We start from the raw sequence: 25,374 nt of genomic DNA on the forward strand, positions 1-25,374 counted from the left end.
TTTGTCATGCTGTCAAGGGTGGCGGCTTCCTTCACCTACCTATTTTTCCTTGCTTTTTTTCTTCTTTTTCTCTTTTCAATCCTACTTTTTTTCTCTAAATTTTTTTCATAGCAAACTTTACACTATCCATCGTATTTAAAAAAATATTTTTATGTGTTATAATGGTTCAATAAAATATCACAGTTTAATTTTATGCCCTTTAAATTGGATTTACAAGTACGATTATGAAACATACTAAGTAACATCGAAAATACCGCAAGGAGGCTATTTATGGATCAACAAGAAATATGTCCATTCGCAACAGCTCAAAGGCTCATACAAGGGAAATGGGCTATTCTCATCATGCATTATCTAAGTGAAGAACCATTACGCTTTAATGAGCTTCAGAGAAGAATGCCAAAAATGACACACGCAACCTTATCCAGCCAATTAAAACAACTTGAGGCAGAAAGATTAGTTATAAGAACAGAATATATGCAAATTCCCCCAAAAGTTGTGTACAGCCTTAGCGCAATAGGAAAAGAATTTCAACCTGTACTAGAAAGCATTAAAGATTGGGGTGAAAAATATATAGCATTTCAAAAACAATAATTATTTATTCATATACAGATAAGATACAAATTCCGATTTGTCGCTATCTGTATCTTATCCCAAATAAAACAATCAAATATTGACAATGAATACAATTGAATATATAGTCAAAGAGCAGATGGTACTCAAATAAGTCTCCATCCGCTCTAATAATTATCATAGAATTCCCTATTTACAGAAAAAATATTTCACAGGCTCAAGCCAGAAAATAGAATTCCCCATCACATCCGGTTGTCACTATTATATCAACGCCGGTTTTTCTGCCTCAATCGCGCCACATACAGTCAGATTTCCTTCCCTGAAGAAACCACGATTATTTTTGTAATCAATCAAACTGACAATACTATTTAAAATTTCTAATTAAGTCAGATTACGGATTTGGATTTGAGAGAGAGACCTTATCTAATGGAACTACAGCTATATTTCATGGTGGCTCTAATAGAGGATGGGAAGCTCAATTCGAGACGATACCTGGAAAGAAGGATGGAATAATTATCTTTACCAACAGCGACAACGGGCTTGACATTATAAATGATGTATTTAATCAGTGGAAGGGATATGAAACAGGGAAAATTCCGCCAATATTTTATAGTTATAAAAATATTGAACTTGTTGCTTTTGTTGCACTTATGCTAGTTATAATATTATCAGTAATTTTATTGGCAGCTTTAAATAGAAGTGTAAAGCACGGAAAGAGAAGCTTTGTAAAAATTAGAACTAAGTTTATGATAAGGTTTGGTATTGGAATGATTGTCTTTGTTGCATGGATTGTACTTTTTTATGTCTTTAGACTTGCAGTTTTAGTACCATATGCAGCTAGAATGTCAACTTATGCTATTTTAATACTTGCAGTTACAAATATCATTTGTGGACTGTTTCCAAAAATTAATTTTATGGAGCTTGCTGCAAACAGAAAATCATGATAGCATTGAAAGTGACAGGCGCATTATAGAGATTGTAAAGGAATCGCTTGGATATAGCGATATTGGATGTGATGACTGCAGTGCTGGTTATGGCTATGATATGTATCAGCCATATATTGATGGTGAAAAAGAATTATCAGAGATTTCAAAAGGTTTTAGAGCTTCTTATGTTAGTGAGCATTTGGATGATATGAGCAGAGGCTGCATCATGGGGAAATAAACATTCTGCGGTTAGAAATATAAAAAAAGGAGAACTTTTATGCATTCAAGAACTAAAGCAAATATAAGTGAAGAAAACTTGTTAAAGATGATTGAAGCAGCTGGCATCAAGGATTTAATTAAGATAGAGGAGCTAACAGGCGGGGAATTTAATGTTGCTTATATGATATACACAAAAACTGAAAAATATATACTAAAGATTGGACCCAGTGAAGGAACAAACATGCTTACCTATGAAAAAGGTATTATGCAGGTTGAGCTTTGGGCTTATGATCAGCTTAGAAAGCATACGGATATTAATATACCAGAAATAATATACAGTGGGCACGATATAATCGGTAATCATTGGTTTATCATGAGCGTGCTACCAGGAAAACTGCTATGTGACGTAAAGCTCACCGAAGAACAGATGTATCATTGGCAATATCAGTTTGGAGAGGCTTTGGCTCAAATACATAATATCAAGAATGAAAAATTTGGCTATACTCAAGTAGGGCTTCATGATACTTGGAAGGATGCATACTATGATATGATATTCAATCTTATAGAAGATGCTGAGAAACAAGGAAATATGCTGCCAGAGCTTTCTCAAATACTACGTTTTATAAGAAAGTGGGAAGGTGCACTTGAAGAGGTAAAAGTACCTAGACTTATCCATTATGATTTGTTTGATAACAATGTATTTATAGATGAAGCTGGTAATTTTGCTGGGCTTATAGACACAGAAAGATGTTTTTTCGGCGATTATTATGCTGATTTTTTTGCCATAGATTATCTTGGATATCTTGAAGATAACAAGGGTTTAATAGATGGATATAATTCTGCTGCTGAAGAAAAAATACAGTTTACACCATATGCAAGAGCAAGAGTGGCTCTATCTCGCTTGATGCTTGGTGTACTAATGTTCACGGAAGGAACCACAAGACTTGCACTTTCTGATCCGCAGCATTGGGAAAGAAAACATCTAGCGTCGCTTATAATCAATTTTGCTTTGCATGAGCTTGACTAAATACAGATACTTGAAACAACTAGCAATAAAAATTTAAAATAGTATTTTCAAGAGTTAATAAATCCAGTAGATCAATTTCTACTGGATCTTTTTTTATAAATGCATGTAAAAAATTATATTTTACCATTTCTTGAGTTTGAAAGTTTATATTGTTCTATTTTAATGTGTTAAAAAGTTAAGTATTATTATTTTAAAGTTAATGTTAATGAAAAGAGACTAGGCATATATAGTGCTAAACATGAGGATTAAGCACAAGATAGGGAGTTTTCTTGCAATTCAAAGTAAAATATATGCATAAAATCAAGAATAATGTAATTGAAGTGATATAATATGAGCTTAAAGTGTAGAAATGAGGTGACATATGAAAACACAACACAAAGGGAAATTTCATGAATTAACCTTTGAACAACAGATAGAGCATTTAAAAAATGTAGGAAGACGTGCATTGATAAAGTGGGGATATCCAGAAAATGCAAGCATGAAATTATTAAACTTTACTGAAAATGCAACTTTTTCAGTGGAAGCAGAAGAAAAACCAAAGATTATCATGCGTGTTCATAGATTGGATTACGCAGAAGAAGAATCAATACGTACAGAACTTAGGTGGATAATGGATTTGAAAAAAGAGACAGATATTAATCTGGCAGATCCTATTCAGTCAGAAGCAGGAAAATATGTTGAAGAATCTGAAGAAACTCTGCAATTGTATGATTGAACTGATTTTTAAAAAGCCGATTTAAGTATATTTTATTCATATTTAGCTTGTTTGCTATGCCATCAAGGGAAATCTTTGAGTGATATTCTTTATAAATTGCAAGTACGCATTTTTTTATAGTATCTTGCTGCAAAGAAGTTGCGTAAGCTATTGGAGTAAAGAGCTTAGATGCAAGCAGCCAGTTAAGCTCGTCTTCAACACAAGGGAAGGAAAAGATAAGTTCTTCCTTGAAAAATAAAAAACACAAAATTTGCAGGTGCATACGGATATATGCCAGAACAGAAAAATCATAACCTGATTTTATGGTATGGACATATATATCGTGTAAAATATACTTTGCTGATTCAATATCACAATCTATAAGGTAATTTAATAATAATAAAAACTGATTTTTTAAGCATTCAGTGCAGGTGAAGAAGCTGGATGCTGCAATGTTTCAAAGCTTTTACTCTCTCCCTGTAAAAAATAGAGGAGAGGAATATTATCTACAATTTCAGCAAGTAAAGGTTGAAGTTTTTTCCAAGAAATATTTTCCTTGTAAAACAAAGCGGTTTGCTGCCCTAAAATATCAAATACTATAGAAGAAAGCAGGGTAAAGTTAAACTCTTTTTTAATTTGAGAGCGATTCATATAAAATATGGCTATAGAATCTGAAGTATGGATCAAATGCAGATTACAAAATGGAAGAGCCTTTGTAATCAGGTTATTGCAAGAAGTAATATCAAGAAAGTGATTTTCATCAAAAGTCTTTATTACAAGAATATGATAAGAATCTGGATTAATCAAAACAGAGTGCTTTCCATTCCAGTTAAAAGTAATACAAGTGTTTAGATTCTTTAAGGAAAAAGAATGCTCTTTTATATTGGCTATTATTTCATGAAAAAGTTCTCTGCTTATGGTGTCTTTGTGAGCGAAATATACATTTTCCTTCTTTGGATAGACAAGAGAAGGCTCATGAAAGATAAGCAGAACATGAAAAGGCCAATTATATTGATAAATTTGCTCAAGTATATTTTCAAAAGATAAAAATACAGAAGTATCTAATATAACAATATCCGCATGAGTATCATAAAAAGCATCAACGGCATCCATGCTGAAAGGAACGATATTAATTCGAAACAAAGAGGGATCTTCTAGCATTTCATATATTTTTTTTAAAAGAATTCTATTTTCTGAAATTAACACAACGTGGTACAAAAAAATCACCTGCGATTCTTATAAGATGAAGTTTTATTGTTTTGTAAAAAATAAAGGCACTATTTGTAAAAAACACAATAAATTATGTTTATTTTTAATATAAACAAAATTATACTACCATAAATATAGAAAACTAGCAAGAAGATAAAATTGAATTTTTTATAGCCAATGAATATCATATTGCGGTTCTGATCAAGTATTTCAGAGAAATTGAGCAGGTTGTAGCTAGCTGCAATTCTAGCATCTTGAATCATGGTTTTCATTTCATCCGTCGACTGTGTGGGATGCTTTGAGCGAACGGTAAAGCCCTTAGTCACCTGTGTATCAGGAGTTTCAAACTTATCTTCCAGCGAATATGGGGCCATTACCAGAAAAAGGAGCGAATTCTTCTTTTTCAACACGGAGCTCCCTAGGATGGGGATTATATCAGGCGGTACGGTATTGACGAACTTAACGCTTACGTTTCGTCTCTGTTTCATCTTCGTTCCAATTGAGCCCATTCATTTTTAGCATGCTGCAAATCGATTCAGAGGTGAGCATATGGAAGAAATCAAGATTCGAGGAGCACGAATCCATAATATCAAGAATATTAGTCTATTAAATTCAAAGACGGGGAGGTATCTTATATGATCTTAAAAATGAAGATGGAAAGGATAATAAATAGCAGCTATAGCAATATTGGAGGAATATTAGTACTGAAAAATGGTCAAACATTATATGAAAACTACTTTAACGGATGTACTGTTACTAGCACTTTCCATGTTTTTTTAGTTACAAAAAGTATTATTTCCATATTGCTTCTTTTTTTAAGCAGGGAGCTAAGGATAGAATAAAACTTATTAAAGAGTATATTGAGCCAGTGTTTGAAAATTGTAAATGACAGATAAAAAGAGATGAGATAATGTTGTAACTAAAATTGTTTAAAGTGGATAATAATGTTATAATTGTTTTGCAATTTAGGTTTAGTTATAGACAGGTTATTTATATTTTGTGAGATAATTATGTACTGCAAAAAACAATATAAAGCGTATAAATATAGTTCCACAGTAAGGTCTTGCAGCAGATGATTTTTTCTGCAAGGTATTATTATGAAGGCTGTGCTATATTATTGTCGGAGGTGAGATAAGCAATGGAATGGTTAAGTAAGATGAATGATGCTATAAATTATATAGAGTCGAATCTGGAGGGCAAAATCGACTATCGCGAAGTTGCTCGTATCGCTTGCTCCTCTTTGACACGCTTTCAAAGGATGTTTACTTTCATGACAGATATCAGCATCAGTGATTATGTTCGGTTCAGGAAAATGTCACTCGCGGCGGAGAAGCTAAAAAACACCGGCATCAAGGTAGTCGATTTGGCCGCGAAATACGGATATGAATCTCCAGAGGCGTTCACACGGGCGTTTTTGGCGTTTCACGGTATGCCGCCAACTGTCGTCCGAAAGTTGGGAATATCAAAGACCTATCAGCAGATCTCCTTCCAAATAAGTATAAATGGAGGTAATATGATGACAGGTTCAAAACCATTGGTTCGTATCGAGGAATTGAATAACTTAAGAGCGGTATTCTTTCAGGCAAATTGCAAAAATCCTGAAACTCTGGTGTGGAATTGTATGCGTGAATGGGCAACTAAAAATCTGAGTGACTATGAGGCCAGAAAGTATATTGGTTACGCTCCCTTCGGGCATCATCCCGAAGACAGTGAAGAAGATGTCCATGAATATGTTGCAATGATGCTTTTGCACGGCGAAGAAGGAGCGGAGGAGACCATGTTCGGCGCAAAGGTGGCAAATGCACCTAAGGGGCTGTTTCTTGTGGGTGATGTGGTGCTTAATGAATTCAATAATGAGGGAACCTTAGATATAGGTGAATCTATGAAAAAATCATCTCAGACCATATATGAATGCATGTTGGATATGGGTAACTATGACTTGAATTTTGATGGACGAACCTATTTGGAGGAACATATTTTCAGTAAAGACTGGTTTTTAGCTGATCATCCGGAAGAAATACAAGCAGAATATAGATTTTGGCTGCCGATTAGGCAAAAATAATGTCCCAGGTTATAAGGAGCTGTAAAACACCATGTATGAAAGAATGTTAGACAAACTGATGGAGCCGATTTATAACTCACTGGGGGATTATGGTGTTTTCGTATTGACATAGCGATATGAAAAAATGTATTCTTTATGAGTACCTGACGCATGTGAAATGCGTTTGTGTTTTGAAGGAGAATAAGTGAAAAAGCACACTAAGAAGATTTGAATTGAATCTTTTTGAAGATTAATTAGAGGAGGATACATGATGAAAATTTCAAAGAAAGATGCGCTGCAATGGTTTGAATTTTTTTCAATATTGCCAGAGGATGAGGAAGTTATGACAAAGCAACAAGAAATCATTTACTCTACCTTTGCACAAATTGAGGAAGCAATAGACCATAGAAATGATATGCTAATGTCGGAAATTAGAGGCTTGAAAACCTTGGAAAATAGAACTTTTTTCGTGGGAAATGAAAGCAAATTCCCCCAAGGATGCCGTTCCTGTCTGTTGGGAACCGGTTTGAGTGCAATTAGGAAAACCAATAAATGTAACTTAGAGTGTAAGTTTTGTTATAATTATGGAGAATTAGATGACATTCCTCCCATTGGTGAAGGAATGTGGGAAATCGGAGATACAAAATTTTATGAAAAGGATATTGATTTACTTCTTTCCATCTACAAGAAACCTACTGGTATTTCCTACGTTTATTTAGAACCCTTCATGGAAATTGAAAAATACTATTCGATTATAAGGAAATTTAGGGCTGCAGGAATTCATCAACATCTCTATACAAATGGCACTTTAGCTACAGAAGAGGCCTTGAAAGCATTAGGAGAAGCTGGTCTTGACGAGATACGTTTCAACCTGGGTGCCTCAAATTGTTCAGATAAGGTTATTGAAAATATTGGAATAGCGAAAAAGTATATTAAAAATGTAGGTATTGAAACTCCAATGACTCCTGAACTTTTCAAAGCATTTTTTAAGAAGCAGCAGGCAATCCTAGAGACAAAACTTGATTTTATAAATTGTGCAGAATTACATTTAAATGAGAATAACATAGACAATTATTATGGGGAAAACATGTATATTTCCAGACAAGGCTATATTTCTCCCATTTGGAGCAGAGAATTAACTCTGAAATTCATGAAAATAGCTGATGAAGAAAACTGGGACTTAGCAGTTCATGATTGCTCAAACTATACAAAATTTGCCAGAGGCTTGAACTTGAGCAGCAAAGAGGGCAAATGGTTCGGAGCCAATGATTATGGCTGTGAATTTTCTAGAATACCATATGAAGCATTTTTACCAATACTACGTGATGACAATTTTAAATTTTTAAGTGAAGAAGAGTTGCCTGAGGGCTATAAGCCAGGTGAGTTGATAATTTAGGGTATAGATTTGGAGGTGGAACGGTAAAATAAAGCATTGCGAATTAATGTTAAAATGCACTAATTTTTTTAAGTGAAATTTTTTTGTTGAATAAAAACATAAAATATTCAAGAATATGGATATTTTATGTTTTTTGTTTACATGCTGCTTTGTTCGAATTTTGAAATATTCACTTCCTTGAAATTCTATCTGGTCTTTATGTAAGTCTGATTTTATTGATACTGAGTAAGATTTTGATTTAGCTCCTTCAACTCAATAAGTTCTTTGCCGTCAACTTTTTCTCATGTGGTAATTACTGCTGCAGTAATTATGTGTTCTTCTGTCATAGCAAGGTGTGACTTGTATCCAAAAAAGAAGTATCTTTTGTTTTATGCCCCAATTTTGCGTCCTTATCTTTTGACAATTGAAGGTTTTCCACGTTCGTTTTTTACACTATATCTACTATGTCCGTCATAATTAAATAAATATTAGTTTAGTTTATGTATGATATTTATAAAGCATATTTTGAAGATAGTTTTTTGTGTTAATCATAATACAAACATTCATAGAATAATATATTAAGAATACAATATTGGAGTGATAAGATGCAATCGGAACCAGATAGCATTGATGGATTAGATGTCGAATCAAATAAATGCATTGTGACGGAGGATATTAAAAAAGAAAACAAGAATAAAATTGCATTTTTCGTAAAAGACGGGCTAGACAGTTTCCTTGGAGATATTATTGAAAGTTTAACAGAAAAATATGAAATAAAGAAGATTGTAGTAAAAGAGTATAGGCAAATTGATGAGGGAATGAACTGGGCAGATATTTGCTGGTTTGAATGGTGCGACGATTTAGTAGCCTATGGAAGTAAAGTGGATTTAGCTAAAGCAAAAAAGATTATATGCAGACTTCACAGCTATGAAGCTTTTACGGATTATATAAGTAATGTCAATTGGAGGAATGTAGATAACTTAATAGTAATCTGTAAGCATATAAAGGATTTTATAGTTGAAAATTTTAATATAGATGAGGAAATGATCAGTGTTATACCAAATGGTATAGATGAAACTAAATGGAGATTTGAAAAGAAAACAAAAGGCTTTAATATAGCCTATGTAGGATATATAAATTATAAAAAAGGACCGATGCTTTTGTTGCACACCTTTAAAGCTATTTATGACAAAGACTCCAGATATAAATTATATATTGCAGGAGCTTTTCAAGATAGCAGGGATGTGCTTTATTATAATCAGATGATACGGGAATTGGGACTTCAAAACAATATTATATACGAAGGCTGGCAGAAGGATTTAGATAACTGGCTTGAGGATAAAGCCTATATTTTGTGTACCAGCGTGCTTGAATCACAAAACTTAAGCGTTATGCAGGCTATGTGCAAGGGGATAAAGCCTATTGTACACAATTTTGTTGGAGCCAAGAATGTATATGATAAAAAATATATATGGAATACGATTGATGACGCAGTTAGTATGATTGAAGCAGAAGATTATATTTCAGATGAATACAGGAAATATGTTGTTGATAACTATAGTCTCACACGGAATATAGATAAAATTATACAGTTAGTTGGTAATCTAATTGTAAATCTAATTGTAAATCAAGAAGATGAAAAGTTACTGGAAGAACCTTTAGTTACTATAGGTATCATTAATTATAATTATTCGAAATATTTAGATGAATCTGTAGAATCTGTATTAAATCAAATTTATAAAAATATTGAAATAATTATTGTTGATGACTGTTCAGTTGATGAATCAATTGAAAAGATACAAGCATACGAAAAAAAATACAAGAATATAAAGGGTATATTTCATAAAGAAAATAGCGGAAGTGCCTACAGAGGAATAGAGGAAATAATGGAATCTTCAAAAGGTGAATATTTTATGATGCTATCAGCTGATGACTTTTTGGTAGATATGAAAGTAATAAAAAGATATGTTACAGCTTTTGTATTAGATAGTGACTTAGATTATGTTTATGGGAATATAAAAGTTTGTGATGAAACTGGAAATGATAAAGGAATATGGAGTTATAGGAATTATACTGATGATGAAGTAATATTTGAAGTGTTTAACAGGAAAGGTTCAGGAGTGATACCTTTTAGCGCCGGCTTATTTAAAAAGGATTTTTATGAAAGAAATAATTTAGCTTTGCTAAAGGATGAAAATAACAGAGTGGCGGGGGATACTTTAAATACTTTAGTAAATTTAAAATATGGCTGGAAAAGAAAATATGTAAATTGTGATGCAGTTTATTATAGGCATCATGATAGTAACATGACTTATGATTTAGAGAATAGAGTAAAATCCATTATTTCTGTTATGGAATATATAGTAGATAATTTTGATGAAACAAAATACTTAAAGAACTTAAATCAGAGCGGTCTTGACAAGAAAGCTCAAAAAAGCAGAAAGTATTACCTTATTGGAGTTAGCTATTATGAAGCATATACTATCTATTTAAATGGTAACGGTATGCCATGGGAACATAGCTCGGATTTTGATATGGAACAGATAAAAGTGTATGTCCAACCGTTTATCAATATTATAGAAAAGTATATGAGTAAGAGCTTAATTTATAGTGATTTATACCATAAAGATATTGAAAATATACTAAACGAAATCAATACACATAAATTGGATATTAGGATCAATAGAATTGAGAAGGAATACATGCGGCAGGCTGAAATAACTAATAAAGGTAAAGAGCTAAGAAGAAATTTGCTTGGAAAATATAGAGAAAAATATAAAAAACATAATCTGAAAATATTAATTAATTCGGTTACAAATGGATTCTGGAAATATAGTTTTTTATCATGGAAACAGGTTTTAAACTATATGGGAATTAAAGTGGATATAATATACGAAATAGATCCGCATGCTAACTATGATGATAATGACATTTTTATAAATCTGGCTGATAAAGTTTATATAGATAATTCTCATTTCAATAAATCGATAGAAGGTATAAAAAATAAAGTTGGATTAATTTCAAAACAAGCTAGTGCAGAACTGGATTTAATTAATATACAATTATGCAAGGAGTTTAATTATAAATTTTTGATATCTCCATTAGCGGAAGAAACAAATACAAGCTATTTTGGTAATTGGACTAAAAATAATATTAATATAGTAAATGTTCCCTTTGGATTTAATCCATTAATTTATTATCCTGAAAATACTGATAAAATATATGATTATTTTTTTGTTGGAACTAATAGCTATCTAAAATACAAAGAGACTGAAAAATATCTTATACCTATTTTAAGTAAATATAAAAATGGAATATTAAGAGGTTCAGGATGGGGAAATATAGGAGAAGAATTAAACCCTGGCAATTCAAAGTTTTTTTATAATAGATCTAAAATAAATCTAAATTATCATATGGATATACAGAAGCAAATGAAGAATGAAGTTAATGAAAGAACGTTCATTATTGGAGCGTGTGGAGGATTTCAATTAGTAGATAATCCTAAATTGATAGATGAATTGTATACAAAAGATGATATGGCAATAGCAAGTGATGAATATGAATATGAGGAAATGTTTGAATATTACTTGAATAAACCGTTAGAGAGAGCAGATAAAGCTTATAATGCATTAGTAAAAACTTATGAAAAAAATTATAGTTTATTTGACCGTATAGAAAAAATTTTACAGGAATTTGTCTAATCTCTAAGACACTTTTTAAAGGAGTGTATCCGATTGATAAAAAATAAAAAAATATTATTAACTGGCGGAGCAGGATTTATAGGTACTAAATTATGTGGCTTGCTTAGTGAAAACAATCAGATTCTTATCATTGATAGTTTACGCAGAAATTCCATAAGAAATACAGACTTATTGAGTAGAGGCAATATAAGATTAATTAAAGGTGATGTTTTGTGTTTAAGCTTTCTAAAACGATCGATAGATGAATTTAAGCCAGAAATAGTTATTCATTTAGCCGCAGTTGCTGGAATAGATACCGTTATAAAAAGCCCAGTGAATACGATGAGGGTTAATATGATTGGAACTTACAATATTCTTGAAGCATTAAAAGATAGAAAAATAGAAAGATTTATCGATTTTTCTACTTCAGAGGTATTTGGCTCTTATGCGTATAAAGTCGATGAAGATCATACAACGAATCTAGCGCCAGTAGGAGAAGCAAGATGGACTTATTCTGTTTCCAAGCTCGCTGGAGAACATTTATCGTACAGTTATTACAAAGAATATGGCATTCCAGTAGTAACAGTAAGACCATTTAATATATATGGACCTGGTCAGGTTGGAGAAGGTGCGATTCATCAATTTGTTGTTAGAGCTATAAATAATGAACAGATACAAATTCATGGTGAAGGTGATCAAATAAGATCGTGGTGCTATATTGATGATTTTATATCAGGTATAATGTTATGTTTAAATAATGACAGAGCTATAGGACAGATATTTAATATTGGCAATCCAAGAGGAACTATTACTATAGCAATGCTTGCAAAATTAATAAAGAGAATAGTTAAATCTAAATCTGAAATTGTTTATGTACCCAAAAATTATGTGGATGTTGAACTTAGGATTCCAAGCATAGATAAGGCCAAAGAGGTTTTGAAATTTGAACCTAAATATGATTTAGATGAAGGATTAGAGAAAACAATTGAGTGGTATAGGGGTGTTTAAATGATAAAGCTTGCAGCTCCAGATATAGGACAGGAGGAATTGGAAGAAGTAAAGAAGGTTTTTGCTTCAAAATATTTAGTGCAGGGAGATAAAGTTGAAGAATTTGAGAAACAGTTAGAAGAATATTTACACATTAAGCATGCTATAGCGGTCAGCAGCGGAACGGCCGCTTTGCATTTGGCTTTACTTGCCATCGGGATAAAGTCAGAGGATGAAGTAATAGTACCAGATTTTACTTTTCCAGCAACAGCTAATGTAGTGGAAAATGTAGGTGCTGCAACTAAGTTTGTAGATATTAAACTAGATAGCTTATGTATAGATACGGATAAAATAGAGAATGTAATTACTGATAAAACAAAGGTGATAATGCCTGTACATGAATTTGGGCAATCAGCAGACATAGGAAGGATAATTACTTTGGCACAAAAATACAATTTAAAAGTTATAGAGGATGCAGCCTGTGCTATGGGAGCAGAATACAGAAGCAAAAAAGTTGGTACTATCGGGGACATAGGGTGTTTTAGTCTTCATCCAAGGAAAGCAATAACAACTGGTGAAGGTGGTATTGTAGTCACAAATAATGACGAATTGGCAGAAAAGATAAAAATACTTAGAAATCATGGTATTAGCTATGCAACAGGAAAACCAAAATTTGTAGCGGCAGGTCTAAATTATAGGATGACCAATATTCAAGGTGCTATCGGAACAGTGCAAATGAAAAAGCTTGAAGCTATAAATAAAAAAAGAATTGAATTAGCTAATAGATACAGTGAATTGCTTAAGAATATAAATGGGATAACGCTTCCGAAAGAAGAAAACTATGGTAAACATGTATGGCAGACATATCATATATTATTGAAAGAAAGCATTGATAGAGATGAATTGATTGAAAGTTTAAGGCGGAAAGGGATAGAAACTAATTTTGGAGCATATGCGGTGCATGAACAAAGTTACTATATAAATAAGTATGGCTATGGCAATGATAAATTTTTAAAATCATTATATGCGCATAAGCATGGTCTGGCTTTGCCTATTTATGGAAGCTTAAGAGAGGAGGAGGTTAAATATATCTGTGATAGTTTAGAAGAAGAGAGTGGTAAATATAATGGTTGAAATAATAGAGAATGACAAGAATACCAGCATAGAACTTAATAAAAATGAGCAAAAAATATCGATAACTGTGGTTATAAATGAATTTGATACACAGCATTTTGGTATTACTATGGCCACATTGAATTGGAGTCAAACCGAGAATATAAATTCTTTTAATATAATTGAAATGTTTCAACTTTTGGAGAAATGTATTAATTATTGCCTGTCAAAAAAAATTAAGCATGTTGCTTTAAAAACTAGTACAAAGGACTATAAGGTGATAAGTGCATTAGAGAGTTGTGGTTTTAAACTTGTTAATGTAAGTCTTGGATATGAATTTGATTATAAAAAGCAAGCAATAAAAACAGTAAAAAATTCGTGTAAAATAAGGAACTCCAATCTGAATGATTTAGAGGCAGTTTTAAATATATCAAAGAATACCTTTAAGAATTTTAGTAGATTTCATTATGATGAGTTTTTAGATGATAAAAAAGCAGATGAGCTATATGTAAAGTGGATAAAAAACTCGTTTAATGGATATGCAGATAAAATTATTGTAGCCGAACATAATAATGAAGTTGCTGGGTTTTGTACAATTAAAAATAAATTTACTGAGCTGAAAGGAGAAAATGCAGCAGGTGCAATACTTGCAGGGGTAGATGAAAAAGCAAGAGGACTGGGTGTGTATAAGAGCATGCTTAACCAAGCCGTTATTGTTTGTAGTAAGCTAGAGAATACAAGATATCTGGTATCTTCAACTCAAGCACAGAATATCTTTGTACAAAGAGCCTGGAGTGATTTAGGACTTAAGCTTTATAATTGTGTATATATTTTCCACAAATTATTGGGGGAAGTGTAAATTTGAATATAGACGATATAAATTTAGATTCTAAAGAAAGTTTTACTAAGACAATAAGCGAAACAGATGTCTATTTATTTGCAGGAATTACCGGAGATTTTAATCAATTGCATATAAACGAAAGTTACGCTAGCAAAACTAAATTTAAAAAAAGAATCGTTCATGGTATGCTAACAGCTAGTTTAATATCAACGATCTTGGGAAATAAGCTTCCAGGAATAGGAACTATTTTATTGGAGCAGAACTGTAAATTTATTAAGCCTGTATATATAGGTGATACAATAACTGCATATGTAAAAACCAAAAACATAATCAAAAATAGCGGAATAGTGCAATTTTACACGTTTTGTAAGAATCAAAATGATGAAATTGTTTTACAGGGAGAAGTAAAGGTACTTGTAAAAAATTAGAAATATTATATTGGAAAGTACATTCTTAAATATATTTTGTTAATTGTTACATTTTTAAAGGTAAGTGATTAATATGTTTGAATTTAGTTATGAAACTTATAGTAAAATTATAAAAGAAATGAAGAAAATAAATAAAATATACAATTTTAAATCAGCAGATAGTTCTGTTAAAAATGGCTTTTTATTGAGGCATGATGTTGACATCGATTTAGATAAGGCTTATAAAATGTGCAGTATTGAGAAGAATATAGGTATTACTTCTACGTATTTTTTATTGGTTACTTCAGATTTTTATAATGTTCTATCCTATGAAAATAGAAAGCTCGTTAGCAATATGTTTTCGGATGGATTTGAAATAGCACTACATTTTGATCCAATGCTATACGGCGATATAAGTTTAGAACAAATGCAGAAGCAGGTAGAAAAAGAATGTTCTATAATTGAGGATATCATTGGAGAAAGAGTTCAGACAATAAGTTTACACAATCCATCAATTCACAATAGATATCTTGTATTTAAAACATATAAAAATGCTTATGCAGGAGAATTTTTTACGCCAGAGTTATATTTGTCAGACTCTTGTAAGGATTTCAGGGGAAAGGATGTATTTGAATTTATTAAAAAAGGGAAAAGTAATCTGCTTCAAGTATTATTTCATCCCATTCATTTTTCTGAAAATGGAGAAAATTATATAAAAAGCTTTAGTAGGCTTATAGAGGATAAAATTAATAATTTTGATAAATATGTTCGAATTAATAAAACATATAAAAATGAAATTAAAGAAAATACTTTGTTAAGTTGCTTTCAGAAGCACATTAAGGAGAACTGTGGGTATGAAGAAAAAGTTTGAGTTTAATTGCAGTTCATTAAAAAGTATTGTGGAATATAAAAATCAGAATATAAAAGATACAGTTATTTATTCAGTATCATCAATAAATAATCCTGAAGATAATACTTTGATTTTTGCAAATGTATTAGAACAGGAAAGCATAGACAAATTAAAACAAGTTAGTAACTGTTTAATTTTATTAAACAGTAGCAAGCTTCAGTTTTTCAGTGAATCGAACTGTGTATTATATGTAAATAGACCAAGAAGAGAATATGCTAAAATACTCGATTTTATATTGAAATCGCAGCTTGAAGATGGCGAGAAGTTTATATTAAAAGATGGATACTATAAGAGTGAAGGTGCTGTTATAGGAAAAAATACTACAATTGAACCTTTTTCATTTATTGACAAGGATGTGATAATAGGTAATAATTGCATCATAAAAGCTGGAGCTAAAATAAGAAAAAATGTCATTATAGGTGACAATTGCATTGTTAAAGAAAATGCAGTTATCGGTGATGATGGTTTTGGTGTAGAACGAGACGAAGATGGAACTACCTATAAAATTCCTCACCTCGGAGGAGTAAGGATAGGCAGCAATGTAGAAATAGGAGCTTTGACCTGCATCTGCCAGGGGACGATTGATCCAACGGTAATTGAAGAGTATGTAAAACTAGATGATTGTGTTTTTGTTGCACATAACTGCTTTATAGGTAAGGGAACTGTAGTTATTGCTAATGCTGAGATTAGTGGAAGTGTTAAGATAGGAAGTAATTGCTGGATTGCTCCTAACTCATGTATTAGAGATGGTACTACGGTTGGCAATAATACTATGGTTGGAATGGGAGCAGTAGTAGTTAAAAATATTAGCAGCAATTCAATAGTTGCTGGAAATCCTGCTAGAAAATTTTAGGAGAAGTTGTTTGTCAATTTAGTAGTGATATTTTAGAAGCCACAATATAAGAACTTTAGGGCATTTTATATAAATAACAAAAAATATATTTTTGTATATAATGACATAAGAGTAGTAACTTTATTAAAGGAGGTCATTATGTGCGGAATGAAGTAAGTTTGTGCATGATTGTAAAGAATGAGGAGGAATATTTACCTCAATGCCTTGAAAGTGTTAAGGACGTTGTAGATGAAATAATAATCATAGATACAGGCTCTACGGATAGAACTATAGATATTGCTAAAAGCTACAGGGCTAAAGTTTATCCGTATAAATGGAACAATAATTTCAGTGAAGCCAGAAACGAATCATTAAAATATGCTACAAAGGATTGGATATTGATATTGGATGCGGATGATGAACTTAAGGGACAATATAAAGATAATTTTAAGGCTTTAGTGAATATGGAATTGGATGAAAAAGCGGTTTATATTTTTGAAACTTTAAATTATTATGGTGATAAGGCTGATAATAATTGTATTACCGTAAACTTAAATCCGCGCATGTTTAGAAATAACAGAGGAATTCATTATGAAGGTGAAATTCATAATCAGCTCATGTATAAAAATAATCAGTATGATGCAATTTGCAATGATGTAAAAATATATCACTATGGCTATTTAAATAAGACTATAAAGGCTAAGGACAAAAGAAATAGAAATATCAGCATATTAAATGAGAAAATAAAAAAGGAGCCAGATGAAGGATTTAATTATTTTAATTTGGGTAATGAATATATGGCTTTAGGTGATACGAGAAAGGCACTGGAATGTTATTATAAAGCCTATGAGAACTTTAATCCTCTTACCGGATTTGGACCAATATTACTTTTACGAATAATTGTTGCAAACTATAATATCAGAGAATATAATACTGCACTGAAATTTGTAGATATTGCTACCAACAATTATGATAAGTTTAGTGACGCTTATTTTTTTAAAGCACTTATTTACAAGGATTTGGGCAAAATAACCCTCCAGATAAAAGCTCTTGAAAAATGCATTGAAATTGGTGAACCACCGGCAAAATTAAAATTTTTTTATGGGAGTGGAGGTTACAAAGCTTATTATGAATTAGCAAATGTTTATATGCTTTTTAAGGATTATGATATGGCTTATAAATATTATTCTAAAGCTATTGACGATAATCCGGATTATATTGATTCAATATATGGTATAGGGCATTTATTAAAGGAGAAGGCTGTACCTGTTAAAGAATTTAAAGAGACCATAGAAACATTTTGTTCAACTGCGGCTAAGGATTATTCTATCGCTGCTGAGACGTTTTATAATGAAGGCTTCTATAAAACAGCCTTAGATTATGTTGAAAGCTTGCAACAAGCAGGAAACAAGTCTGAGAAGCTTATTATATTGAAGGCGAAGTGTCTAATAAGAAGCGGTGAGTACGAAAAGTGTATAAATATGAGTACGCTAGATGAAAAATCTGATTTTTATATGGAATTTGTAATGTATAAGATATTGAGCAATATATCACTTGGAAAATATGATGATTTGTCGGCTTTGCTTGTGAGTGTAGATCAGAAAACTTTAAGCGATCGAGACAATAAAATATTTGAGGTATGTTCTGAGCTTATAAAACTATTTACAAATGGTAAATCAAGTATGCTATCTGAGGATGAAAATGAAAAGAATTATATCTTTATAATTTTAGAGATTTGTGAGATTATGCTTATAAATGAAGACTTTGATGAACTGAAAGTAGCTGTGAATCTATTGAATTTAATAAACAATAAGTATGTATTGCTTTACCTGGGGAAGTTATATAATGCCTATGGTTACTTCGATTTTGCTAAGAAAGAAATAATAAGGTCTATTAAAGAATTTGAAGTGTATGACAATGAAAGTTTAGATATATTAAAGTCATATAGCTATATATAAAAAGATTTTAAACTATTTTTTGAGATTTTAAGTTTTAAAATCATACTTTTTATAAGTTAAAGCTGTCCTACTAAAAAATTTAGTGGAACAGCTTTATTTAATTTAGAAGCATCCACTTTAGAGATGCTTCTTTTGATTAAGCCTTTATACAAGCAATTATTAATATTCCCATTGAATTGTAGAGGTTGCAGTTTGAGTGCCTTCAAGTTTTGGAACTATAGCTATACCATAAGTTCCATGGAACCAGTTAACAACTGAGGATGTTGAGTTATCAAAAGGAATTACTCTGTAAAAGGTACTAGCTGATCTAGCAGGAGTACCTGTGACGTTAACTGTAACTCTAGCACCAAGCGTTGCATATTGTCCAACAGTTCCAGTTACTTGAATATTATACACACTACCGGTCTGTGGTGTATCAAAACTTAAAGCCATTTAGTCCATCTCCTAAAATTTGTTTTTCGGATTTTTTATCCTGATATCAATATATGAAAATATTTTTCTTATGTGACAATTTATAATAGTTCCACGTTGTTTTTGTCGAGCAGATTTTTAGTTGCATTTCTTGTATCAAATATAAATTTTGAATTTTTTTGAATGAAGTCATAATCATATTTTTTATGAGCGGTTGTTATGACTACTAAATCCATAGATTTTAGTAGTTCATTGGTAAGTTTTACTCCTTCATACTCTGTATTTTTGTATTTATAAACTGGAATATATGGGTCATTAAATTTAACATGTGCGCCAGCTTTTTTAAAATTTTCAATCACCTTAAGAGCAGGACTCTCTCTGTAATCATTTATATCGCTTTTATAGGCTACACCTAGCACTAGAATTTGAGAATCAAATAAAGCTTTTTTAAATCTGTTTAATATTTGTGAGGATCTTTCAAGTATATATTGTGGCATATAATTGTTGATCTCACCTGATAGTTCGATAAGTTTTGTATGATAATCATATTCTCTAGCTTTCCAGGTTAAATAATATGGGTCGAGAGGGATACAATGCCCACCAAGACCTGGCCCAGGGTAGAAGACCTGAAATCCATAGGGCTTTGTATTTGCTGCATCAATTACTTCCCATATATTTATATTCATTTTATTACAGATTATAGCCATTTCATTTATGAGACCAATGTTTATATTCCTATAGGTGTTTTCGAGAATTTTTTCCATTTCAGCGACCTTAGCACTGGATACTTCAAAAACATCACTGTTTAGTATAGACTTGTACAATGTGGTTGCTACTTCTGTACTATTTTTACCAATTCCACCTACAACCTTAGGGATATTTCCTGTTTTATATAGAGGATTTCCTGGATCAACCCGCTCTGGTGAAAAAGCTAGATAAAAATCTTTTTCGCATTTCAAGGAGGAGTTCCCTTCTAATATTGGAAGCACTAATTCTTCCGTGGTACCAGGGTAGGTAGTGCTTTCGAGGATTATGAGCATATCTTTATGAAGATATGGAGCTATTGATTCTACAGAAGATTTTACATAACTTATGTTCGGCTGTTGATATTTGTCCAAGGGAGTTGGTACGCATATTAATACAATATCGACCTGATTTATAAAATTAAAATTTGTAGATGCAGTGAACTGATGCTTAGTCACAAGTTCTGTAAGCTCTATATCAGATACATCATTTATATAATTTTCACCTTTATTTATCATATTGACTTTTGCCTGCTGAATGTCAAAACCTATAACCTTATACCCGCACTTTGCACTTTCTATCGCAAGAGGCAAGCCGACATAACCTAATCCAATAATCCCTATTATGGCGCTTTTGTTTTTTATTTTTGATAGCAAATTTTTTTTAGTTTGCATTATTAAGCACATCCCTTATTATTCACTTTAACCTTACTTATTCAATAATAGCGTATGATTATAAAAGAAAAGTGTGTTAGTGATTTAAGCTTAAAGAGACTTCCTTATATTCATTACAATATAAATGTAAGTTCAGAGATGCTGCAAGGAAATAATATCTGACCACTTAAAAATAGCTACTTTTTTAAAATCATTTATTGGAGATTTGACTAAGGTATCTGAAAGAAAAAATTATGTATATTTTATTAAAATTTTATTTGTGGTGTCACTTTTATAAGTTTAATAATATTATAAAAATAGAAATTTATATTTTCAAATAGGATAAAAAGAATACTGTTATTTATAGCCAATCAATTAATGAAAAGGTGGTAAATTATGAAGAGTATTATAATTCCAGCAAGTAAAAGTGTTACAATAAGTGATAAATTTCCAAATAAAAGTCTAAATGATGAAACCATCATTGTAGGTTATGATGGGCAGTATACTTACTCAAGTTTTCTTTTTTTCGATTTTTCATTAATACCAAATAATATTATGCTTATAAGTTCAGAACTTGTACTATTTAAATGCGATAATTTTTTTAATGATACGAGCGTATTTTTTGATATATATCCTCTTTATGATTATTTTAGTTCATACTCAACTTATAATAATCCTCCTTCTATTAAGCACTTTATACGAAAAAGTTTATACCCTTTTACTTCAAAAGTTGCTATTACTTCAAATATTACTGATATAACAGCATTGTGGAATAAAAGTATAATTGAGAACAGAGGTCTAGCTATATGTGGTAAAAAATGCAAATCGATAGCAACCTTTGGTTCTTCAAAGGCTAAAGATAAATACTTAAATCCATTCATAAAAATAAATTTTGATAAAAAGATAGAAGAAAACAATCCCAAAATAGTTGAATGTCCAGAAAAATGTTGCCATTGTCATAGCAATAAGGTTGATTTTGTACTTAAAATATGCAATATAAATACGGGTCAAAGTGATACAGGAACCATAATAGATGTACAGGTTGAAGGAACAGTCCAGCCTTTTTCAGTATTTGTAGCTATAATAGAAGTAGTAGTAACTAGAGCTTCAGGTAAAATAGATAAATACTATCAAACTGATGAGTATGATAATTCTTTAAGTGATTCTCCACTGCTTATAAATAAAACATATAGCATTGCTATAGTTCCAAAATTAGGTACAGGAGATACTACAGATATGAATTTTTATGGCTCCTATAAAGCATAAAATTATCCTTGAAAATAGAAATTCTTAGTTCCATCAGGCTTAGGTTTGATGGAATTTTTATGACTATGAAATATTGTCATATGGTGACACATAAACTATTCCTTTAAACTAATTTATGATTTCTCGGAATTATGAGTGATTATTTGACCGAAATGTTACTTGATGATAAAATTTCTAAAGACACCTATGACCAAAGATTTGATGAATATACACTCAATGGCAAAAGCTGAAGGCACACTCCACTGAGTGTGCTTTCGTATATGTAAGTAAATTAAAACTGCCTTTCCATTTCTTTAATTCTTTCGTAAAGCATTTGATTTGTAGGAAAGAACAAGCCGTGCTTCTGCTCTAATGAGATCACCATACTTGCAAACAATTCAATGAAAAATATTATAAATAATTATGTAAACAGAGCATTTAGATACAGAGATATCATATCTTTAAGAAAACCCGGATCGTTATCACATTTTGCAGCTGCGTCTGTATTATTAATAAAGTAATATCTGAACATTTCGATGTAACCTAATACAGCTTCAGTTGAAATATTATTATTGATAATACCCTCAGCTTTTCCCTGCTCTAAAACGGAGAGCAAGAGGTCATCTATTTTTTTCAGTTGAATTGTTACAATGTCCTCCTCACTTTTTATCTGATTACGAATGGATTTTGCTAAGAAATTCATAGAACAATTTCGTGGATAATCAGCTACTGTGAAAAAAAACTTTTCAATTTTGTTTTGAACCTTATCATTACTCTTTAAAATAGACATAATTGTCTCAAAATGGCTGCTCCATAGAGTTTCTATTAATTGATTTTTGAGATTTTCTTTGCTCCCAAAAAAATTATAAATCGATACCGGTGATACAGAGGCTTTATTGGCTATATCGTTAACACTTACCTTGTTATAGCCATATTGTTTAAAAAGTACTAATGCTGCATTCAGTATAGAATCTTTTTTGTGTTGACGCCTTCGTTCAAATCCGTCCATGCTTTCAACTCCTCAAATTATGAAATATATTTATAATTATAATTCATAACTATTGAATTATCAAGAAATAAGGTCTATAATAATTTTGAAGTTATGAAATTTAAATGTTCATATACTTCATAATTACATAATATGATAAAGGAGGATTAAATGTATCAATCAAATATTTTTAGATCGAGAAGGGATAGTATATGAAAAAAAGAAGAATTGCACAAATGGTTGTTATTACTGTATTATTATTGATTCCTGGAATTTATATCTCTATATTTCTATATGCTTACTTTGATCCTATGAGTAATTTATCTAATATTTCTGTAGCTATAGTTAATGAAGATCAAGGTGGTAAAATTAACGGAGAAAGAAAGAATATTGGTAAAACTTTGGTGAAAAATTTAAAAACTAATGATACGGTAAATTGGGTTTTCACAAATAAGAATAAGGCAGATGATGGTGTTATCCATCAAAAGTATTATGCTGAACTTATTATTCCGAAAAATTTTACAAAGAATATTTCTACGGTAAGCCACAGAACAAAAAAGAAGGGGATTATTTATTTCAAATCAAATGATAAATTAGGGATGATGGGATCTTCGATAATGTCGAATATATCCAGCAATATTAAAACTAATATTTCCAAGAATGTTTCAAAAAGTATTATTAAGAATATGGCAGATGGACTCCAATCAATGCCATCTGGAATGCAAAAATTAAGTGACGTATTAGGAAAATTGGACAAAGGTACAAATCAGTTAAAAAAAGGCTTGAACAAGGCGTATCAAGGTCAGGCAAAATTTAATAGTGGGATAAATGGTTTATCAACTGGTATTAGAAGGGCTAATCAAGGTTCAGCTAAACTTAGCAGTGCTTCACAATTAATTTATGGTAAATCAACTCAGTTTGCAAGAGCTATAAATAAAAGTGCAACTGGTACAAAAACACTTTCAGATTATTCAGGAAAGTTTAAGAACGGCCTTTCTACTATTACTGGTGGTCTGGATAATTATATTAATGTAAGCAGTGAACAACTGCAAAAAAGTATAAAGATGATGGTGCTTTTAAAAAAGTATATAACTGCACATCCAGAATGTCTTTCTGATGAAAGTATTAAAGCTATTATAGCAGCTATTAATTCATCTACCAGCAACAATAAGAATAAAATAAATTTACCAAAGCTATCTAGTAAACTTACAACTGCATTAGACAAATTAAACAGTACATATGGTAAGTTGGATAGTAATGTTCAAACATTGCCTGGAAAGATGCAAAAAGCATCGAAGGGTGCAGGTGCTCTTTCTGGTGCTCTTGGTAAAGTTTCGAAGGGGTCATCATCACTTTCTTCTGGAATGAAGAAAGCAGCTGTAGGGGCAAATATGCTGAGTGAAAAATCAAAGTTAATACTTGCTGGAGATAAAAAAGCTTATACAGGAGTTACAAATCTAAATAAAGCAATTAAGCGTATTAGAAGCTCAGTAGATAAAACTGTATTAAAACTGAAAGATACCAAAGATACTCTACATGGACTTGATAAATTTGTTTCACAGCCAATAAAGATGAAAACTATAAAAATTGGAAAAGCCAATAATATAGGTACAGCGTTTGCACCATTTATGATATCACTTTGTCTATATTTAGGTGGAACTATCATTATGGCAACTATGTTGAATAATAAAGAAATAAAATTTGAAGAAACTAAAATTGCTGACAGAATTCATATAGATTTTGGAGTTTTTCGCTATCCATTGATTGGAATTGGTCAAGGTATTATAGTTGCTTTTTGTGTTCTTAATATAGTTGGAATTAAAGTCCAAAGTATATCACAATTCTATGGAATATGCATTCTTGCAGCATTGACCCTTTCAATGTTTATTGAGGTACTTAACATACTTTTTAAAGGATTTGGACAGGTTTTGTGTTTGATATTTATGGTATGTCAGCTAACGTCCGGAGGTGGAGTTATGCCTATTAAAATACTTCCACCGTTTTACAGAACTATAAATCCATATATGCCAATGACATATACCATAACTGCTTTACGTAATATAATTCAAGGTATTGAATCCGAAAGCTACAATCATAGTGTTGGGGTGCTTATAGGTATAATTTCAGTATGTGCATTGATAATTATTTTATATTCATTTGTAGAACACAAAAGCAGAGCGCTAAAAGCAGAAAATACTGAGGAATTAGTAGCTTAGCGTTGATGCATTAATTATTATAGTACTTTTGTAGTAAGTACTCAAAATACGTATTTTTAGATGATAATATGTTAATTAGGTGAACTTTGAAGATAAAATATGACTATGCAAGAAATACTGTAAGAATATAACTATCTTTATTTAAATTCCTGTATAGGCACATTGAATATAAGTAAAGTGCTTAATAATAATCACTATATAGATAGTGTAAAGTTTGCTATGAAAAAAATTTAGAGAAAAAAAGTAGGATTGAAAAGAGAAAAAGAAGAAAAAAAGCAAGGAAAAATAGGTAGGTGAAGGAAGCCGCCACCCTTGACAGCATGACAAA

Annotated in this window: 22 protein-coding genes; 18 read left to right on the forward strand and 4 right to left on the reverse strand. The window is 31.2% G+C overall.

What is annotated here, in order from left to right; translation table 11 throughout:
• Positions 1 to 270 precede the first annotated feature (270 nt).
• The 5 genes from CLORY_RS18135 to CLORY_RS18155 all read left to right on the forward strand — a co-directional run bounded on the left by CLORY_RS18135 (position 271) and on the right by CLORY_RS18155 (position 3,457).
• Positions 271 to 591, forward strand: coding sequence for a winged helix-turn-helix transcriptional regulator (locus tag CLORY_RS18135; protein WP_079427114.1), 321 nt, complete (start codon positions 271 to 273; stop codon positions 589 to 591).
• Positions 592 to 1,220: 629 nt separating this feature from the next.
• Positions 1,221 to 1,514, forward strand: a complete 294-nt coding sequence (locus CLORY_RS18140; RefSeq protein WP_079427115.1) for a hypothetical protein — start codon at positions 1,221 to 1,223, stop codon at positions 1,512 to 1,514.
• The gene (locus CLORY_RS18145; RefSeq protein WP_242954450.1) at positions 1,492 to 1,734 is read left to right on the forward strand and encodes a purine biosynthesis protein PurH; all 243 of its coding nucleotides are present in this window, start codon (positions 1,492 to 1,494) and stop codon (positions 1,732 to 1,734) included. Before CLORY_RS18140 ends, CLORY_RS18145 begins: the two co-directional genes overlap by 23 nt.
• A 39-nt stretch (positions 1,735 to 1,773) precedes the next feature.
• On the forward strand, positions 1,774 to 2,742 hold the full coding sequence (locus tag CLORY_RS18150; protein ID WP_079427117.1) for a phosphotransferase family protein: 969 nt from the start codon (positions 1,774 to 1,776) through the stop codon (positions 2,740 to 2,742).
• 361 nt (positions 2,743 to 3,103) lie between these two features.
• Positions 3,104 to 3,457, forward strand: a complete 354-nt coding sequence (locus tag CLORY_RS18155) for an aminoglycoside phosphotransferase/kinase family protein (RefSeq protein ID WP_079427119.1) — start codon at positions 3,104 to 3,106, stop codon at positions 3,455 to 3,457.
• 393 nt (positions 3,458 to 3,850) lie between these two features.
• On the opposite strand, the gene CLORY_RS18160 is transcribed toward CLORY_RS18155, so the two are convergent.
• Positions 3,851 to 4,642, reverse strand: a complete 792-nt coding sequence (locus CLORY_RS18160) for a hypothetical protein (protein WP_139376084.1) — start codon at positions 4,640 to 4,642, stop codon at positions 3,851 to 3,853.
• Between the two features lie 638 nt (positions 4,643 to 5,280).
• Between CLORY_RS18160 and CLORY_RS18170 the strand changes: the two genes are divergently transcribed.
• The 11 genes from CLORY_RS18170 to CLORY_RS18220 all read left to right on the forward strand — a co-directional run bounded on the left by CLORY_RS18170 (position 5,281) and on the right by CLORY_RS18220 (position 18,789).
• Entirely contained in the window at positions 5,281 to 5,487 is a 207-nt protein-coding gene (locus CLORY_RS18170) for a hypothetical protein (RefSeq protein ID WP_079427125.1), read from the forward strand.
• 296 nt (positions 5,488 to 5,783) lie between these two features.
• Positions 5,784 to 6,707 (forward strand): helix-turn-helix domain-containing protein, encoded by a 924-nt coding sequence (locus CLORY_RS18175; protein ID WP_079427127.1) that lies wholly within the window; start codon positions 5,784 to 5,786, stop codon positions 6,705 to 6,707.
• Positions 6,708 to 6,957: 250 nt separating this feature from the next.
• Complete coding sequence (locus CLORY_RS18180) at positions 6,958 to 8,082, forward strand: radical SAM protein (protein ID WP_079427129.1); 1,125 nt, start codon at positions 6,958 to 6,960, stop codon at positions 8,080 to 8,082.
• 584 nt (positions 8,083 to 8,666) lie between these two features.
• Positions 8,667 to 11,762 (forward strand): glycosyltransferase, encoded by a 3,096-nt coding sequence (locus tag CLORY_RS18185; RefSeq protein ID WP_079427131.1) that lies wholly within the window; start codon positions 8,667 to 8,669, stop codon positions 11,760 to 11,762.
• Between the two features lie 33 nt (positions 11,763 to 11,795).
• Positions 11,796 to 12,749, forward strand: a complete 954-nt coding sequence (locus tag CLORY_RS18190; protein WP_079427133.1) for an NAD-dependent epimerase/dehydratase family protein — start codon at positions 11,796 to 11,798, stop codon at positions 12,747 to 12,749.
• Positions 12,750 to 13,862 (forward strand): DegT/DnrJ/EryC1/StrS family aminotransferase, encoded by a 1,113-nt coding sequence (locus CLORY_RS18195; protein WP_079427135.1) that lies wholly within the window; start codon positions 12,750 to 12,752, stop codon positions 13,860 to 13,862.
• On the forward strand, positions 13,855 to 14,700 hold the full coding sequence (locus CLORY_RS18200) for a GNAT family N-acetyltransferase (RefSeq protein ID WP_139376085.1): 846 nt from the start codon (positions 13,855 to 13,857) through the stop codon (positions 14,698 to 14,700). Before CLORY_RS18195 ends, CLORY_RS18200 begins: the two co-directional genes overlap by 8 nt.
• A 2-nt stretch (positions 14,701 to 14,702) precedes the next feature.
• Positions 14,703 to 15,110 carry a MaoC family dehydratase gene (locus tag CLORY_RS18205; protein WP_079427139.1) on the forward strand — a complete coding sequence of 136 codons (408 nt, stop codon included), beginning with the start codon at positions 14,703 to 14,705 and terminating at the stop codon, positions 15,108 to 15,110.
• A gap of 73 nt (positions 15,111 to 15,183) precedes the next feature.
• Complete coding sequence (locus CLORY_RS18210) at positions 15,184 to 15,960, forward strand: polysaccharide deacetylase family protein (RefSeq protein WP_079427141.1); 777 nt, start codon at positions 15,184 to 15,186, stop codon at positions 15,958 to 15,960.
• Positions 15,944 to 16,852 carry a UDP-3-O-(3-hydroxymyristoyl)glucosamine N-acyltransferase gene (locus CLORY_RS18215; RefSeq protein ID WP_079427143.1) on the forward strand — a complete coding sequence of 303 codons (909 nt, stop codon included), beginning with the start codon at positions 15,944 to 15,946 and terminating at the stop codon, positions 16,850 to 16,852. Before CLORY_RS18210 ends, CLORY_RS18215 begins: the two co-directional genes overlap by 17 nt.
• 140 nt (positions 16,853 to 16,992) lie before the next feature.
• Positions 16,993 to 18,789, forward strand: a complete 1,797-nt coding sequence (locus CLORY_RS18220; RefSeq protein WP_079427146.1) for a tetratricopeptide repeat-containing glycosyltransferase family 2 protein — start codon at positions 16,993 to 16,995, stop codon at positions 18,787 to 18,789.
• Positions 18,790 to 18,948: 159 nt separating this feature from the next.
• Here the strand turns inward: CLORY_RS18220 and CLORY_RS18225 are convergent, their stop codons facing one another.
• Together CLORY_RS18225 and CLORY_RS18230 are read right to left on the reverse strand one after the other, a co-directional pair.
• The gene (locus tag CLORY_RS18225; RefSeq protein WP_079427148.1) at positions 18,949 to 19,221 is read right to left on the reverse strand and encodes a hypothetical protein; all 273 of its coding nucleotides are present in this window, start codon (positions 19,219 to 19,221) and stop codon (positions 18,949 to 18,951) included.
• Positions 19,222 to 19,301: 80 nt separating this feature from the next.
• On the reverse strand, positions 19,302 to 20,618 hold the full coding sequence (locus tag CLORY_RS18230; protein WP_079427150.1) for a nucleotide sugar dehydrogenase: 1,317 nt from the start codon (positions 20,616 to 20,618) through the stop codon (positions 19,302 to 19,304).
• 375 nt (positions 20,619 to 20,993) lie between these two features.
• Between CLORY_RS18230 and CLORY_RS18235 the strand changes: the two genes are divergently transcribed.
• Complete coding sequence (locus CLORY_RS18235) at positions 20,994 to 21,863, forward strand: DNRLRE domain-containing protein (protein WP_079427152.1); 870 nt, start codon at positions 20,994 to 20,996, stop codon at positions 21,861 to 21,863.
• A 400-nt stretch (positions 21,864 to 22,263) separates the two neighbouring features.
• Here CLORY_RS18235 and CLORY_RS18240 read toward each other — a convergent pair whose 3' ends face one another.
• Positions 22,264 to 22,851 carry a TetR/AcrR family transcriptional regulator gene (locus tag CLORY_RS18240; protein WP_079427154.1) on the reverse strand — a complete coding sequence of 196 codons (588 nt, stop codon included), beginning with the start codon at positions 22,849 to 22,851 and terminating at the stop codon, positions 22,264 to 22,266.
• A gap of 191 nt (positions 22,852 to 23,042) precedes the next feature.
• Here CLORY_RS18240 and CLORY_RS18245 point away from each other — a divergent pair, with 191 nt between their 5' ends.
• The gene (locus tag CLORY_RS18245; RefSeq protein WP_079427156.1) at positions 23,043 to 25,046 is read left to right on the forward strand and encodes a YhgE/Pip domain-containing protein; all 2,004 of its coding nucleotides are present in this window, start codon (positions 23,043 to 23,045) and stop codon (positions 25,044 to 25,046) included.
• Positions 25,047 to 25,374 lie beyond the last annotated feature (328 nt).

It is taken from the genome of Clostridium oryzae (assembly GCF_002029235.1).
Lineage (GTDB): Bacteria > Bacillota > Clostridia > Clostridiales > Clostridiaceae > Clostridium_AE > Clostridium_AE oryzae.